Genomic DNA, 15,001 nt, shown 5'->3' on the forward strand with positions numbered 1-15,001 from the left:
GCCCGGTGGACACACCGGGCTAGGGTCTGGAGTGTGAGCGACCCGCTGCCGATGTTCCCGCTGAACACCGTGGTGTTCCCGGGGATGAGCGTGCCCCTCCACGTCTTCGAGGACCGCTACCGGATGCTGGTCCGCCACCTGCTCGAGGTCGGGGACCCGGCGGCGCGGGTGTTCGGCACCGTCGCGATCCGCGAGGGCTACGAGGTCGGCGACCACGGGGCCCAGTCGGTCTACCGGGTCGGCTGCGTCCTGCAGCTCACCGAGGCGGACCGGCGCTCCGACGGCACCTACGACATCGTGGCCGTGGCACGCGAGCGGCTCAAGCTGGAGCAGATGGAGCGCGGCGTCGACTTCCCCCAGGGCGTGGTGGCGGTGCTGCCCGAGCCGGAGGTCGAGGTCCCCCAGGAGCTGCTCGACAAGGCGCGGGCGACGTTCACGGCCTTCCGGGCCGCGATGGCCGAGCTCCAGGGCGACCCGTTCAGCGGCACGCTCCCCCGCGACCCCGACTACCTCGCCTGGACGCTGTCGGCCCTGACGCCGCTCCCGATGGCCGAGCGGCAGTCGCTGCTCGAGGCCGAGGACGCCACCGAGCGTCTCGTGCTGGTCACCCGCCTGCTGACCGAGGAGCTGCGCGCGATCAACGTCATCCCGTCGCTGCCCGCCACCCAGGTGGCGCGGACCGCCTGGTCCCCCAACTGACACGGCCGACCGGAGCCGGGCACCCATGGCGAAGAAGTCCCGCGCGGGCGGTGGCGGTACGCCGGCCACGGTGGCGCTGACGGCCGCGGGCGTGGCGTTCGAGGTGCGCGCCTACGAGCACGACCCCCGGGCCACGTCGTTCGGGCTCGAGGCGGCCGAGGCGCTGGGCGCGGACCCGGCACGCGTGTTCAAGACGCTTCTGGCCTCGCTCGACGGCCGGCTGGTCGTCGGCGTCGTGCCGGTCTCGGGCCAGCTGGACCTCAAGGCCCTCGCCCGGGCGCTCGGCGGCAGCAAGGCCGTGATGGCGGAGGTCGCCGCGGCCGAGCGCGCGACCGGCTACGTCGCCGGCGGCATCTCGCCGGTGGGCCAGAAGCGCGCGCACCCGACGGTCCTCGACGCGTCCGCGCTGGACCACGACACGATCCTCGTGTCGGGCGGTCGCCGCGGCTTCGACATCGAGCTGGCACCGCGCGACCTGATGGCGGTCACCGGAGCGGTGACCGCCACCATCGGTCGCTGAGCGGGTCAGTCGGTGGTCAGCCTCATCCGGCCGTGGACGACGTCGCCGTCGACCCAGCCGCTCACGCCGAACGCCGACAGCGGCTCGAGGTTCTCGCTGACCTCAGGCATGTCCTCGGTGAGCCGGACGAGCCAGTTGTCGTCGGCGTCGAAGTTGACGTAGAGCACCGTCTGCGCATCGCCGTCCTCGACGACCGAGGTGTAGTCGTCGCTGCCGCCGAGGTCGCCCTCGGACTCGAGCGCGCCGCGGTAGTCGTCCTGGAGCGCCAGCACGGCGTAGCCGTCACCCTCGGTGACCTTCATGTAGTCGGCCAGCTCGGGGCCCGCCTGGGCCGCGATCTTGTCGAGCACCGCCTGGATCTCCCCGGCGTCGCCCTTGATCTTGATGCCGACCGGCACCTCGCCCGGGCCGCCGTTGGCGATGGCGTCGGGGTCGATCCCGCTGCCGAGGGAGACCGTGACGCCCTCACCGAGCAGGGTCTCGAGGTCCTCGGGGAACGCCAGCCCCGTCTCGGTCTCCAGCTGCGCGAGCTGCTCGTCGATCGTGGCGCTGTCCTCGGGCAGGGTCGACCTGACGTAGTCGAGCATCGCCTGCGCCCAGCCCTCCTCGAGCGCGAAGCCGAACGCGGCCACGGTGTCGGTCGGCAGGCCGGCGACCATGGACACCCCGGCGTCGCCGTCGACGAACTTGGTCATGTCCTGCTGGTAGTTGGACATGGCGTACTCGACCTCGACGCCGCCGTCGTCGAAGCGCACCGTGGCCGCCGCGCCGTCGAAGTCGTCGATCATCTGCTGCAGCTCCTCGGGGACCTCCTCGCCGGACATCCCGTCGGGAGACGTGCCGGGCACGCCGCCGAGCATGGCGCCCATCCCGGCCGCGTCGTCGAGGTACTGCGCGGCCGCCTTGGCGACGTAGACGGACATGAAGCCGTCACCGCCGGCCTCCCCGGTCCACTTCTCGAAGGACGCGTCACCGGCCAGGGAGCCACCGTCGGCGGCGTCCACGACCTGCTGGGCGATCTCCTCGGTCTCGGCGACGACGATCCAGTCACCGTCGACGACCCAGCCGCCCACGTCGCCCTCGGCACCTGCCTCGGCGCCACCGCACGTCTCGATGAGCGTGGCGAGGCCGTCCTCCGCCTTGCCGGCGTCGGTGGTCTGCACGATGCCGACGGCAGCGGGCTCGTCCTCGCCCAGGTCGACCGCGGCCATCGCGGCGCGCGAGCCGAGCCACGGCTCCACGTCGGAGGCGTAGTCGAGGCCCTCGCACTCGCCGGACTTCGTGACCTCCTCGAAGAACCGCTCACGCAGGTCGTCGTCGGTCTCGAGGTCGACCTTGTCGGTGAAGCCCGGGAACTTGCGCAGCGTCCGGATCGCCTCGATCTTCTGACCCCCACTGGGGTCGAGGTCGACGCTGAAGTAGGCGACGGTCGAGTCGGGGAGCGCCTCGGCCGGCTGGGCGCCGGTGGCGAAGAAGCTCGTCGCCGCCCACGCGCCGCCCGCCACGACGGCACCGCCGGCGACGAGCGCGCCGACCGCGATGAGGCGCTTGCGGTTGTCGTTGTCGGGTGCGGCCGCTGCCGGGCCCGACGTGTCGAGGTAGTCCGGGCCGCCCGGTGTCATGCTCATGTAGGTCCTGCTCCCCCGTTGCGCCGACCCCGAGGAGCTCGGGACCGGCCGTGATTGGTCGCGGTCAGCCTACCCACGCGAACGGCCCGCGAACCCCCGACTTCCCAACAGATAGGTCCCGACCAGACCAGTCATCGCTCCCGCCGGGAACGCCACCAGCGCGGTGGAGTGCCACGGCACCCGGTCGGGATCGGGGGCGGTCAGGCCGAGGCCGCCCGGGAGCTCGGTGTAGTCGGGCTGCCCGGCGGCGAGCGCCTGCGGGTCGGCCGGGCCGAGGGAGCTGCCGACGGCGTACATCACGACGCCCGCCAGCCCGGCGCCGACGAGGACGGCCAGCAGGGTGGCGGTCTCGTGGTGTCGCCAGAGGCCGGCCAGCACCCCGAGCAGCAGCCCGAGCGGGAACGCGATGAGGACGAACAGCGCGATGCCCTCGAACGACACGTCCGGTCCGGCGGGCTCGAGGAACCACCGGCCCTGGTAGGTCAGACCGGTCGGGGGCTCCCACAGCCGCTCCCACAGCAGGCCGGCGCCGGCTCCCGCCACCGCGAAGGCGGCCAGGACCAGCACGATCCTCCGCAGCAGGGGCCGCTGCGAGCCGACACCGGTGTGCTCGAGCGACTCGTGCGTCACCGTGCTCATCCGGTCAGGCACCCCGGTCCGAGCAGCTGCTTGAGGTCGGCGAACAAGGCGGGGCTCGGGCTCACGCGCAGGTTGTCGTCGAGGCGCAGCACCTTGGTGGAGCTGCGGGTCAGGAGCCGCAGCTGCACCTCGGTCATGCCCGGGTGGGTGCCGAGGACGTCGCGCAGCTGCGCCACGACGGGCGGCGTGCAGCGCGTCGACGGCAGGCTGATGACCACCGGGCCCGCAGGTCCCTGGGTGAGGTCGGGCGCCGTGACCTCCTGCGCCCGCAGCTCGGGCTGGTCCTTGTCGCGCGACAGGTTGCCCTTGATCCGCACGATCTGGTCCTCGACGAGGAGGGTGGAGGCCAGCGTGTAGGCGCTCGGGAACAGCAGCACGTCGATGGCGCCGTCGAGGTCCTCGAGCGTGATGGTGGCCCACGGGTCGCCGCGCTTGGTGATCTTGCGCTGCACCGAGGTGATCAGGCCGCTGACCGTGAGGGTCGAGCCGTGGGCGCGGTCCTCGTCGAGCAGGAGCTGGCCGATGGTGCAGTCGGTGCCCTGGGACAGCACGTGCTCGAGGCCGAGGAGGGGGTGGTCGGACACGTAGAGCCCGAGCATCTCCCTCTCGTGGCCGAGCAGGGTCATCTTGTCCCAGTCGTCGATGTCGGGGATGGTCACGCTCACGCCGAAGCCGGCGTCGTCCTCGCTCAGCCCGCCGAAGAGCGAGTCCTGGCCGATCGCCTCGTTCTTCTTGAGGTCGACGAACTGGTCGACGGCCGTCTCGTGCACCGCGGCGAGCGCGCGCCGCTTGTGCTTCATGTCGTCGAACGCGCCGGCCTTGATCAGCGACTCCACGACGCGCTTGTTGCACACGAGCGCGGGGACCTTCTCCATGAAGTCGTTGAAGTCGGCGTAGCGGTCCTTCTCCTCGCGCGCGGCCACGATGCCGGCGACGACGTTGTGGCCGACGTTGCGCACGGCGGTGAGGCCGAAGCGGATGTCGTTGCCGACCGGGGTGAAGTCGGCGTGGGACTCGTTGACGTCGGGCGGCAGCACCTGGATCTTCATCCGGCGGCACTCGTTGAGGTAGATCGCCATCTTGTCCTTGTCGTCCTTCACGGACGTGAGGAGGGCGGCCATGTACTCGGTCGGGTAGTTGGCCTTGAGGTAGGCGGTCCAGTAGGTGATGACGCCGTAGGCCGCGGAGTGCGACTTGTTGAACGCGTAGTCGGAGAACGGGAGCAGGATCTCCCACAGCTTGTCGATCGCGACCTGCGGGAAGCCCCGCTCGAGCATGCCGGCCTGGAAGCCGGCGTACTGCTTGTCGAGCTCCTCCTTCTTCTTCTTGCCCATCGCGCGGCGCAGGTTGTCGGCGGCCCCCAGGGTGAAGCCCGCGAGCACCTGCGCGATCGCCATCACCTGCTCCTGGTAGACGATCAGGCCGTAGGTCTCCCCCAGCACCGGCTCGAGCGCGTCGGCGAGCGCCGGGTGGATCGGCTCGATCGCCTCGCGGCCGTTCTTGCGGCGGGCGTACTTGTTGTGCGAGTCGGCGCCCATCGGACCGGGGCGGTAGAGGGCGCTGACGGCCGTGATGTCGGCGAACGCGTCGGGCTGCAGCGAGCGCAGCAGGGACCGCATGCCCGAGCCGTCGAGCTGGAAGACGCCGAGCGTGTCACCGCGGCCCATCAGCTCGTAGGTCGCGCGGTCGTCGAAGCCCAGCTCCTCCAGGACGACCGTCTCGGCCCGGTTGACCTCGATGTTGCGCACAGCGTCGTCGAGGATGCGGAGGTTGGACAGGCCGAGGAAGTCCATCTTGACCAGCCCGAGCGACTCGCACATCGGGTAGTCGAACTGGGTGATGACCGCGCCGTCCTGCGGACGGGCCATGATCGGCACGATGTCGATGAGCGGCTCGCTCGACATGATCACGCCGGCGGCGTGCACGCCCCAGTTGCGGATCTGCCCCTCGAGGCCGACCGCGGTCTCGTAGATCGTGCGGACATCGGGGTCCTGGCCGTGCAGCGCGCGGAACTCGCCGCCGTCGTTGTAGCGCTTGTGGTCGGCGTTGAAGATGTCCTTGAGCGCGACGCCCTTGCCCATCACGTCGGCGGGGTAGGCCTTGGTGATCCGGTCGCCGATCGCGAAGCCGTGGTCGAGGACGCGGGCGGCGTCCTTGATGGCGGCCTTGGCCTTGAGCCGTCCGAACGTCGCGATCTGGGCGACCCGGTCGGCGCCGTACTTCTGGCTGACGTAGGTGATGACCTCGCCGCGCCGGGCGTCGTCGAAGTCGATGTCGAAGTCGGGCATGGAGGGGCGCTCGGGGTTGAGGAAGCGCTCGAAGAACAGGCCGTGCTCCAGCGGGCACAGGTCGGTGATGCGCAGCGCGTAGGCCGCGATCGACCCGGCACCCGAGCCGCGGCCGGGACCGACGCGGATGCCGTTGTCCTTGGCCCAGTTGATGAAGTCGGCGACCACGAGGTAGTAGCCGCAGTAGCCCTTCTGCGAGATGATCGCGAGCTCCATCTCGACCCGGTCGCGCACCTGCTGGTCGAGCCGCTCGCCGGGGTAGCGCGCCTCGATGCCTCGCCACACCTCCTTGCGGAACCAGGAGTCCTCGGACTCGCCCTCAGGCACGTCGGCGCGTGCCATGTAGCCGCCGGTGGACTCGGTGAACTCGACCTCGCAGCGCTCGGCGATGGCGAGGGTGTTGTCGCACGCCTCGGGCATCCCGAACTGCTCGCCCCACAGCTGCCGCATCTCGGCGGCGGACTTGATGTAGTAGCCACCGCCGTCGAACTTGAGCCGGTTGGTGTCGGAGAGCCGCTTGCCGGAGGCGACGCAGATGAGCGCGTCGTGGGCGGCGGCGTCCTCGGGGTTGTTGTAGTGGGAGTCGTTGGTGGCGATGGGCGGGATGCCCATCTGCTTGCCGAGGCGCAGCAGGTCGTCGCGGACCCGCTTCTCGATGTCGATCCCGTGGTCCATGAGCTCGAGGAACACGTTGTCGCGCCCGAAGATCTCCTGGAGCTCGCCGGCCTCGCGCACCGCCTCGTCGTACTGGCCCAGGCGCAGCCGCGTCTGGATCGCCCCGCTGGGGCAGCCGGTGCTGACGATGAGGCCCTTGCTGTGCTCGGCGAGGATCTCCTTGTCCATGCGGGGCTTGTAGAAGTAGCCCTCCATGCTCGAGCGGGACGAGAGCCGGAACAGGTTGTGCATGCCTTCGGTGCTCTCGGCCCACATCGTCATGTGGGTGTAGGCGCCACCGCCCGCGACGTCGTTGCCGCCCTCCTCGGCCAGGTCGCCCTGGCCCCAGCGGACCCGGCGGCGCTCGCCGCGCTGGGTGCCGGGCGTGATGTAGGCCTCGATGCCGATGATCGGCTTGATGCCGGCCCGCTTGGCCTTGCTGTAGAAGTCGTAGGCCCCGTGCAGGTTGCCGTGGTCGGTCATCGCGATCGCCGGCATGCCGAGGTCGCTGGTGCGGCTGAACAGGCCGTCGAGCAGCGACGCCCCGTCGAGCATGGAGTACTCGGTGTGCACGTGGAGATGCACGAAGCTGTCGTGTGAGCCGGCCGACATGGAGGAGTCTTCCGCACCTTTCAGGGGGTCGCAGACGGGGGTCGATCAGGGAGCGGGTGCTGACTGCGCAGCGAGAGGGGGAAGAGCAGCAAGCCTACGACAGTGTGCCGGTCCCCACCGACAGGACACTCGACCGGTCGAGCCAGTCGACGGCGTGCCCGTGGCCGTGGCTGAGGGCCACCGGCCGGCCGTCCAGGGCGGTGACGAAGCGGCCGCTCGGCACCTCGAGGTCGCCGGTCACCCCGGGCAGCACGCGGCGTCCCTCGTTGCTGATCCACCGGCACCGCCCGGCCTCCACGAGCCCGGTCATCAGCTCGTGGAACCGCCGTCGGCCGGGCTCCTCGAGGTAGGCGATCACCGCCGAGTGCATGACGACGGGGGTGCCGTGCGCCGCCGCCTCCTCGAGCAGCCCCGGGAGGTGGTCGAACAGGTCTCCCCGGACCACGGCGGGCGGGTCCTGGGCGGCGACGCCGACGGCCGCGCGGAGCCGCTCGCGCCGCTCGTCCTGCTCGGGCCACACCAGGTTCTCCAGCCACGCCATGGCGTCGGGGTCGGCCACGTCGAGGGGGTTGAGGTCGACCCCGCCGCGCCACGCGACCACGGGGTGACCGGCCGGGACCGGCAACGCTCCGGTCGCGTCGGCCCGCAGCACCGGGCCGCCGCTGCCCCGCAGCCCACCGAGCGGCGGCCAGTCGTAGTCGTAGCGGTCGGGGAAGAGGCACAGCCCGGCACTGGCGCCGACCTCGATGAGCGCCAGCGGGCCCTCGACCAGCCCAAGCACGGGCGTGAGCGCGGCGAGCCGGCCCACCTCGTTGGTCTGGGTGGCCCGCGTCATCACCGTCGACCGGACGGCGGCCTCCTGCCCGAGCAGCACGCTGCGGAGCCCGGCGTACGGTCCGGGCGCGGGAGCACCGTGCCAGCGGGCGGCGGCGAAGACGAGGTTGGGCTGGCGCTTCATCGCCGGCAGGGTCCCCAGCCAGGCGAGCACCTCGTCGTCGTCGACGACCCCCAGCGCCCACTCCTCGAAGCAGGGCGAGTCGCCCGCGGCGTAGGCGGCGAAGTCTCGGTAGGCCGCGATGACGTCGTCGTGGACCAGCACGGGTCCATCCTGCCCGGTGACCGGCAGCGCTCAGCGCCGGACCGCGAACGGGCCACCCGGACCGGTGCCGGCGTTGCCCATCCGGATGCCGGAGAACTCCAGGCCGCTGGCCCGCACCTCCTCGAAGTGGCCGTCGAGGGCGGGCAGCACGCGCAGCTCGATGCCGTGGTCGCGGTGCAGCCCGAGCAGGTCGCCCACCTCGATCGGCGGGCCCAGCGGTGCCACCGCGTGCGTGGCGACGTGGGCGTGTGGCCGCTCCCCGAACGGCTCGAAGTCCGTGGCCGCGAAGCGGTAGGCGTACAGCGTCGTGGTGCGGATCGTGTCCGACCACGCCTCCTCCACCGCGTGGACGCGGGGCCTGGTGTCGGACCACGAGCAGACGCGGGGGCACTGCCGCGGGAACCAGTAGCAGGGCGCGTTCAGCGCGTCGACCGTCCAGACGTACGCCTCGGGCTGGCGCGCCGTCCGGGCGACGTGCGGCACGAACCGCTCGATCCCGGGGTCCTCGCTGAAGTGGAGCAGCTCTCCGGGGCGTGGCAGCACCGGCACATCATGCCCCCGCGCCCAACCGTCCCGCGGTCACTCGCGGCGCAGTGCCTCGAGCGACGCCTCGACCGACTCGGCGATGATGACGTCGACGATGCGGGCGACCCGCTCCTCGCCCAGCTCCGGCACCACCGCCGCCACCCGGCGCGCGATCTCCGCCTCCCGGCGGGGGTCACGCTCGGTGGTGGGCTTGACGAGCTGCACCGCCCGGGTGAGGGCCGTACGACGGGCGAGGACGTCGCCGAGCACGAGGTCGACCTCGTCGATCATCGAGCGGAAGCAGCCGAGCGGGTCGTGGCCGGGCCACACCAGCCTGATGTCGGGCGCCCGCTCCTCGTTGGCGGTGCCGTCGGTGCGCTCGAGGGCCACGAAGCCGTGGCGGGCGTAGAAGTCGCGAGCCGGGCGGTTGGACTCGAAGACCCACAGCCCGACCCCCTCCGGGTGGTCCGCGAGCACCCGCTGCAGCAGCAGCGTGCCGACCCCTCGCCCCTGGGCGTCCGGGTGGACGTAGAGGTCGTCGAGCCAGGTCGGCGTGGAGCGGGTGTAGCCGACCACGCGTCCTCCGGACGTCGCGACCCGCACGTCGTGGGCCGCCAGGTCCCAGCTGCGCACCCAGGCGCGTACGTCGTCGTCGGTGTGCACGGCCGGCGGGAACGCGTCGCCGGCGCCGAGGCGCGCGGCCAGGTGCACGTCCGCGACCTCGGGGAGGTCGGCGGTCGTGGCCGCGCGGAGCTCGGTGCCGGCTCGCATCGCCTCAGTGCTCGTCCCGGATGACCTCGAGGGCCTCGGCCAGGTCGTCGGGATAGGTCGACTCGTAGACGACGTGGTCGCCGGTCTCCGGGTGCTCGAAGCCGAGCCGCATGGCGTGCAGCCACTGCCGCTGGAGGCCGAGGCGCCGCGCGAGGGTGGGGTCGGCGCCGTAGGTCAGGTCACCCACGCAGGGGTGCTTGAGGGCGCTCATGTGGACCCGGATCTGGTGGGTGCGGCCGGTCTCGAGGTGGACCTCGAGCAGGCTGGCGAAGCGGTGCGCCTCGAGCGTCTCGTAGTGGGTGACGCTGTGGCGGCCGTCGGCCATCACGGCGAACTTGTAGTCGTGATGCGGGTGGCGACCGATGGGGGCGTCGATCGTGCCGGCGAGCGGGTCGGGGTGGCCCTGCACCAGCGCGTGGTAGGTCTTGTCGACGGTGCGGTGGCGGAACGCGTTCTTGAGCACCGAGTAGGCGTGCTCGGACTTGCAGATCACCATCACGCCGCTCGTGCCGACGTCGAGCCGCTGGACGATGCCCTGCCGCTCGCTGGCCCCGCTGGTGGAGATGCGGAAGCCGGCCCCGGCGAGGTGGCCGACCACGGTCGGGCCGTTCCAGCCGGGCGAGGGGTGGACCGCGACGCCGACCGGCTTGTCGATCACGACGATGGCGTCGTCGTCGTGGATGATCCGGATGCCCTCCACGACCTCGGGGACGACCTCCAGCGGGTCGGACTCGGCCGGGATGGACACGTCGAGCATCGCGCCGCCGTGGACGCGGTCGCTCTTGCCCACCGCGGACCCGTCGACCTGCACGAGCCCCTGCGCGATCAGGTCGGCGGCACGGGTGCGGGAGAAGCCGAACATGCGCGCCATCGCGGCGTCGACGCGCTCACCGGCCAGGCCGTCGGGGACGAAGACCGTGCGCTGCTCGGCGTGGGTGCTCATCCGTCCGACCCGGCCGGGGCGGGGTCGCCCGCACCGGACTCCCGGCTGCCGTCGAGGGCGATGCCGCGGAACGTCTGGAGGATGATCAGCCCGGCGGCCACGTTGATGCAGATGTCGGCGACGTTGAAGACCGGCCAGTTGGGCAGCATGAGGAAGTCGACGACGTGGCCGTGCAACGGCTCGGGGTCGCGGACGAGCCGGTCGGTCAGGTTGCCGCCGACGCCGCCCAGCAGCAGGCCGAGCGCCAGGGCCCAGCCGGTGCTGCCGAGGCGGCGGCTCAGCCACAGCACGACGATGACCGCGACCACGGCCAGCCCGGTGAAGACGATCGTGAAGTCGGTGCCCGTGCTGAACGCTGCTCCGGGGTTGAAGGTCAGGTGCAGCGTGAACCAGTCACCGAGGACCGCGATGTCACCGTCGGCCAGCGCCGAGAGCGCCCACTGCTTGGAGCCGAGGTCGACGGCGTAGGCCAGCAGGGCCACGCCGGCGAAGAGCCACCGGGGGCCGAGCCGACGTCGGGCAGGACCCTCGTCGGCCTGGTCGCTGGGGTTCAGCGACGCTCCTCGCGCTGCTTGCATGACATGCACAGTGTCGCATGGGGCACCGCCATCAACCGATTCTTGCCGATGGCGTTGCCGCAGGAGTCGCAGACGCCGTAGGACCCGTCGTCGATGTGGGCCAGGGCCCGCTCGATCTGGGCGAGCGTCTCGCGCTCCTTGGCGAGCACCGTGAACTCGTGATCGCGCTCGAAGCTGGTCGCGCCGAGGTCGGCCTGGTCCTGGCCGGCGCCGTCACCGGCGTCGCGCATGAGGCCCGCCAGCTCCTCCTCGGACTGGTCCACGATGGTGGTCAGTCGCTCCTGGTGCTCACGGAGCTCCTTGACGACCTCGTTGAGCTCGGCGCGGGTCCACGGGTCCTCGCCCTCGAGGACGACGAGCGTGGAGGGGGTGGCCTTGCGGGCCTTCTTCGCCGGCGCGGCCTTCTGGGTGGGCGCAGGGGCGGCCTTGGTCACGGGCACTGCCTTCTCGGTCGGGGTGGATGGGGTGGCGGACTTCGTCGTGCTGGTCTTCTTCGCGGGGGTCTTCTTCGCCGCAGCCTTCGTCGCCGCAGCCTTCGCGGGGGCCTTCGCGGGGGCCTTCGTGGCAGCAGCCTTCTTCGCGGGGGCCTTCGTGGCAGCAGCCTTCTTGGCGGGGGCCTTCGTGGCAGGTGCCTTCGTGGCGGCGGCCTCGGTCGTCGCAGTCTTCGCGGGAGCCGGCTCCTCGGCGTCGGAGGCCTGGCGTCCGACCACCCGCTTGGCGGCGGCCGCCGCGGTGCCGGCGAGGGACCTGCGCGTTGTGCCAGCCATCTCCGCGGGCCTCCAGCCTGCTCCGGGTGTGGCGGAACCACACGGTGCAGGGAGGCTAGCCGTTGCGGCAGGGCCAGCCAACTCAGGCTCGCCGAAATGCGAGAACGACCACCCCAAGGGGCGGTCGTCCTCGCGAGCGGAGCGTGGGTGGAGCTGTCAGTTCTCCTCGTCGCCGAGGACGGAGCGGAGCCGCTTGGGCGCCGTGCCGCTGTCGACGGGCGCCTGGCTCTCGGCGCCGTTGGAGAGCGCCTCCAGCTGCTGCGTGAAGTAGGTCTTGAGCCGCGAGCGGTACTCCCGCTCGAACTGGCGCAGGGTCTCGACGTCGCTGTTGAGCTTGTCGCGCTCCTTCTCCAGGTCGCCGAACATCTGCTGACGGCGCTCGGCGGTCTCCGAGTCGAGCATCTGCGAGCGCTGACGGGCGTCGGCCTCCATGCGGTCGGCCTTGGTCTTGGCCTCGGCCTCGAGGCGGTCGGCCTTGGTGCGGGCGGAGCCGACGATGCGGTCCGCCTCGTTCTTGGCGTCCTCGACGAGCTCGTCGGCGTTGCGCGTGGCGATCTCGAGCAGGCGCGCGGCCGCGTTGGAGGCATCGGCGATGTTGCTGACGCGCGCCGTCTGCGTGGGGGGCGCGGCGACCGGCGCGGCAGCCACGGGCTCCGGCTCGGGCTCGGGCTCCGGCTCCGGCTCGGGAGCCGACGGCGCGAACGACATGGGGGCGGGAGCGGGCGCCGAGGATCCACCGGACTGCGCGGCCGACAGCTTGGCGCGCAGGTCGTCGTTCTCCTTGGTGAGCCGGGCGAGCTCGGCCTCGACCTCGTCGAGGAACTGGTCCACCTCACCCATGTCGTACCCCTCACGGAGGCGCACAGGTGTAAAGCGCTTGTTGCTCACGTCCTCAGGCGTCAGCGGCATGACGTCACCCAAACTTTCACGATCGATAAGACGGTGGCTCTGCTGTCAGGAGACAATAGCGCCCGGAGTCGCGCGGGGCACAGTGACCCGTGTGACGGATGGTTTCACACCTCAGACGCCGAAGACTCCTGCGACCACCCGGAGCAGCAGCCACGCTCCCACCATCACCAGCAGGAAGCTCAGGTCGAGGGCCACCTGGCCGAGGCGCAGCGGCGGCACGACGCGGCGCAGCGCGACGATCGGCGGGTCGGTGGCGGAGTAGACGCCTTCGAGCGCCACGAGCAGCGGACCTCGCGGCTGCCACTGCCGAGCGAACACCTGGACCCAGTCCACGACGAAGCGGATCCAGAGCAGCCCGATGAAGACGAAGAGGATCGTGTAGAGGATCAGACCGATGGCTTGCACGGTGACAGTGTTGCTCAGCTCTGGTTGAAGAAGCCGTCCTCGGCGATCCGCTGCTTGTCCTCGGCGGACACCGCGACGTTGGGCGGCGAGAGCAGGAACACCTTGTTGGTCACCCGCTCGATGGACCCGCGGGTCGCGAAGATCAGGCCGGCGGCGAAGTCGACGAGGCGCTTGGCGTCGTTGTCGTCCATCTCGCTGAGGTTCATGATGACGGGCGTGCCGTCGCGGTAGTTCTCCCCGACCAGGCGGGCCTCGTTGTAGTTGCGGGGGTGCAGCGTGGTGATGCGGCTCAACTCGGCCACGACTCCTGTCTGGACCGGCGCCGGACGACGGCGCTCGGCGAGGTCTGACACGGGGGCGGGGCGACGCTCGCGCTGGACCGGACGCTGGTCGACAGCCTCCTGGGTCGTGGTCTCGCTGTCGCCGTCGTAGTCGTCGTAGTGGCCGGTGTCCTCGAGCAGGCCGAGGTACTCGCCGATCTTGCGCATCGCGCCGCTCATGAGACAGATCCTCCGCTAGACCTGGCGCCCGGGACCGGACACCTGTTGACTGTTGTGGACATTACTGGACCCGGGGCCTCGGACCGAGGACCGCGGAGCCGACACGCACGTGTGTCGCACCGTGCGCGATGGCGGCCTCCAGGTCGCCGCTCATCCCGGCCGAGAGCTCGGTCGCACCGGGGTGCTCGAGCAGGAACGCCTCTCGCATCCCGGCGAGCCGGGTGAACGCGTCGGCGGGGTCCTGCCCCAGCGGCGCGACCGCCATCAGGCCGCGCAGCTGCAGGCCCTCAGCGTCGTCCACCCGCCGGCCCAGCTCGACCAGGTCGTCTGGGTCGGCGCCGGCGCGGTGGTCGGCCCCCGGCGGGTCGAGGCTGACCTGCAGGAGCACGTCGACCTGCTCCCCACCGGGGCGCGCCTGCGCCCCGCGCGACAGCGGTCCGACGAGCTTGGCGCGGTCGAGCGACTCGACCACGTCGGCGTAGCGGGCGACCGCGGCGGCCTTGTTGGACTGGAGGCCGCCGATGAAGTGCCAGCGCAGGCCGAGGTCGGCGCACTCGGCCGCCTTGGCCTCCGCCTCCTGGTGCCGGTTCTCCCCCACGTCGGTGACGCCGAGATCGGCCAGCAGGCGGACGTCGGAGGCGGGGAAGAACTTGGTGACGACGACGAGCGCGACGTCGTCCTCCCCTCGCCCTGCCCCCGTGCACGCGACCGCGATGCGACGGCGTACGGCGTCGAGGCTGGCGGCCAGCTCGTCGCGGCGGGCGCTCACGCGTGGCTCCAGACGACGCCGGCGAACCGGGTCGAGGCGGACCCGTCGCGGCGGTGCGAGGGCCACGACGTGTCCTCGCGGGTGCAGACGTCGACGGCGCGGACGTCGGTGATGCCGGCGGCGTCGAGCTGCGCGCGGACGCCCGCGCCGAGGTCGAGGGCGGGCGTGCCCCACGACGTCGTGGAGCGCGCCTCGGGGACGACGGCGGCGACCTCGTCCTGGAGGTCGGCGGGGACCTCGTAGCAGGCTCCGCACACGTGCGGGCCGATCCAGGCGACGGACGGGTCGCCGCCCCGCGACCGGATGGCCGCGACCGCGGCCGGGACCACACCCGCGGCGAGCCCGGGGCGGCCGCTGTGGACCGCGGCGATCCACCCCGTGGCCGGGTCGGCGAGCAGGACCGGCACGCAGTCGGCGGCACGGGCCAGCAGCGCGACGCCCGGCTCCGAGGTGCAGAGGGCGTCGCAGGTCTGCCGCTCACCCGCCGCCCCGCCGGCCACGAGCCCGACGTCGGCACCGTGCACCTGGCGCATCAGGACCGGCGTCGCCCCGGTGACCTCCGCGACCTGCGCGAGCGCCTCGTCGCGCACGTCGTCGGCAGCCGCGTCGCCCAGGCTGAGGGAGACGTCGGTGAAGGCGACCTCGATCACGAGGTCGCCTTCGATCCGGTCGCGGTGGTGCAGCAGGGTCACCGT

At 71.8% G+C, this 15,001-nt stretch carries 16 protein-coding genes; 2 read left to right on the forward strand and 14 right to left on the reverse strand.

All coding sequences use genetic code 11. From position 1 onward, the window contains the following. Positions 1–33: 33 nt before the first annotated feature. Positions 34–699 (forward strand): LON peptidase substrate-binding domain-containing protein, encoded by a 666-nt coding sequence (locus SHK17_RS12965; protein WP_322919481.1) that lies wholly within the window; start codon positions 34–36, stop codon positions 697–699. A 25-nt stretch (positions 700–724) separates the two neighbouring features. Then, a complete protein-coding gene (gene ybaK / locus SHK17_RS12970; RefSeq protein ID WP_322919482.1) occupies positions 725–1,219 on the forward strand; it encodes a Cys-tRNA(Pro) deacylase in 495 nt (164 codons plus the stop codon). A gap of 5 nt (positions 1,220–1,224) precedes the next feature. Here ybaK and SHK17_RS12975 read toward each other — a convergent pair whose 3' ends face one another. From SHK17_RS12975 to SHK17_RS13040, 14 genes are all read right to left on the reverse strand, one after another. Then, positions 1,225–2,847, reverse strand: coding sequence for a DUF3352 domain-containing protein (locus SHK17_RS12975; RefSeq protein ID WP_322919484.1), 1,623 nt, complete (start codon positions 2,845–2,847; stop codon positions 1,225–1,227). Positions 2,848–2,916: 69 nt separating this feature from the next. Next, complete coding sequence (locus SHK17_RS12980; protein ID WP_322919485.1) at positions 2,917–3,486, reverse strand: hypothetical protein; 570 nt, start codon at positions 3,484–3,486, stop codon at positions 2,917–2,919. Further along, entirely contained in the window at positions 3,483–7,040 is a 3,558-nt protein-coding gene (gene dnaE / locus SHK17_RS12985) for a DNA polymerase III subunit alpha (RefSeq protein ID WP_172274234.1), read from the reverse strand. The genes SHK17_RS12980 and dnaE overlap by 4 nt, the downstream gene beginning before the upstream one ends. Positions 7,041–7,134: 94 nt before the next feature. After that, positions 7,135–8,139: a DUF2332 domain-containing protein gene (locus SHK17_RS12990; RefSeq protein WP_322919486.1), complete on the reverse strand. Its 1,005-nt coding sequence runs from the start codon at positions 8,137–8,139 to the stop codon at positions 7,135–7,137. A 30-nt stretch (positions 8,140–8,169) separates the two neighbouring features. Then, a complete protein-coding gene (locus SHK17_RS12995) occupies positions 8,170–8,682 on the reverse strand; it encodes a DUF6886 family protein (RefSeq protein WP_322919487.1) in 513 nt (170 codons plus the stop codon). Positions 8,683–8,718: 36 nt separating this feature from the next. Beyond that, the gene (locus SHK17_RS13000) at positions 8,719–9,435 is read right to left on the reverse strand and encodes a GNAT family N-acetyltransferase (protein ID WP_322919490.1); all 717 of its coding nucleotides are present in this window, start codon (positions 9,433–9,435) and stop codon (positions 8,719–8,721) included. Positions 9,436–9,439: 4 nt separating this feature from the next. Then, positions 9,440–10,378: an RluA family pseudouridine synthase gene (locus SHK17_RS13005; protein ID WP_172274222.1), complete on the reverse strand. Its 939-nt coding sequence runs from the start codon at positions 10,376–10,378 to the stop codon at positions 9,440–9,442. Beyond that, a complete protein-coding gene (gene lspA / locus SHK17_RS13010; RefSeq protein WP_322919491.1) occupies positions 10,375–10,956 on the reverse strand; it encodes a signal peptidase II in 582 nt (193 codons plus the stop codon). Before lspA ends, SHK17_RS13005 begins: the two co-directional genes overlap by 4 nt. Next, positions 10,929–11,723, reverse strand: a complete 795-nt coding sequence (locus SHK17_RS13015) for a TraR/DksA family transcriptional regulator (RefSeq protein WP_322919492.1) — start codon at positions 11,721–11,723, stop codon at positions 10,929–10,931. Before SHK17_RS13015 ends, lspA begins: the two co-directional genes overlap by 28 nt. A gap of 156 nt (positions 11,724–11,879) precedes the next feature. Continuing rightward, a complete protein-coding gene (locus SHK17_RS13020; RefSeq protein ID WP_172274213.1) occupies positions 11,880–12,632 on the reverse strand; it encodes a DivIVA domain-containing protein in 753 nt (250 codons plus the stop codon). 111 nt (positions 12,633–12,743) lie between these two features. Next, positions 12,744–13,037 carry a YggT family protein gene (locus tag SHK17_RS13025; protein ID WP_172274210.1) on the reverse strand — a complete coding sequence of 98 codons (294 nt, stop codon included), beginning with the start codon at positions 13,035–13,037 and terminating at the stop codon, positions 12,744–12,746. Between the two features lie 14 nt (positions 13,038–13,051). After that, entirely contained in the window at positions 13,052–13,537 is a 486-nt protein-coding gene (locus tag SHK17_RS13030; RefSeq protein WP_172274207.1) for a cell division protein SepF, read from the reverse strand. Positions 13,538–13,598: 61 nt separating this feature from the next. Continuing rightward, complete coding sequence (locus SHK17_RS13035; RefSeq protein WP_322919493.1) at positions 13,599–14,306, reverse strand: YggS family pyridoxal phosphate-dependent enzyme; 708 nt, start codon at positions 14,304–14,306, stop codon at positions 13,599–13,601. Beyond that, positions 14,303–14,998 carry a polyphenol oxidase family protein gene (locus SHK17_RS13040; protein ID WP_322919494.1) on the reverse strand — a complete coding sequence of 232 codons (696 nt, stop codon included), beginning with the start codon at positions 14,996–14,998 and terminating at the stop codon, positions 14,303–14,305. Before SHK17_RS13040 ends, SHK17_RS13035 begins: the two co-directional genes overlap by 4 nt. Between the last annotated feature and the right edge of the window lie 3 nt (positions 14,999–15,001).

The organism is Nocardioides renjunii (assembly GCF_034661175.1).
Classification (GTDB): domain Bacteria; phylum Actinomycetota; class Actinomycetes; order Propionibacteriales; family Nocardioidaceae; genus Nocardioides; species Nocardioides renjunii.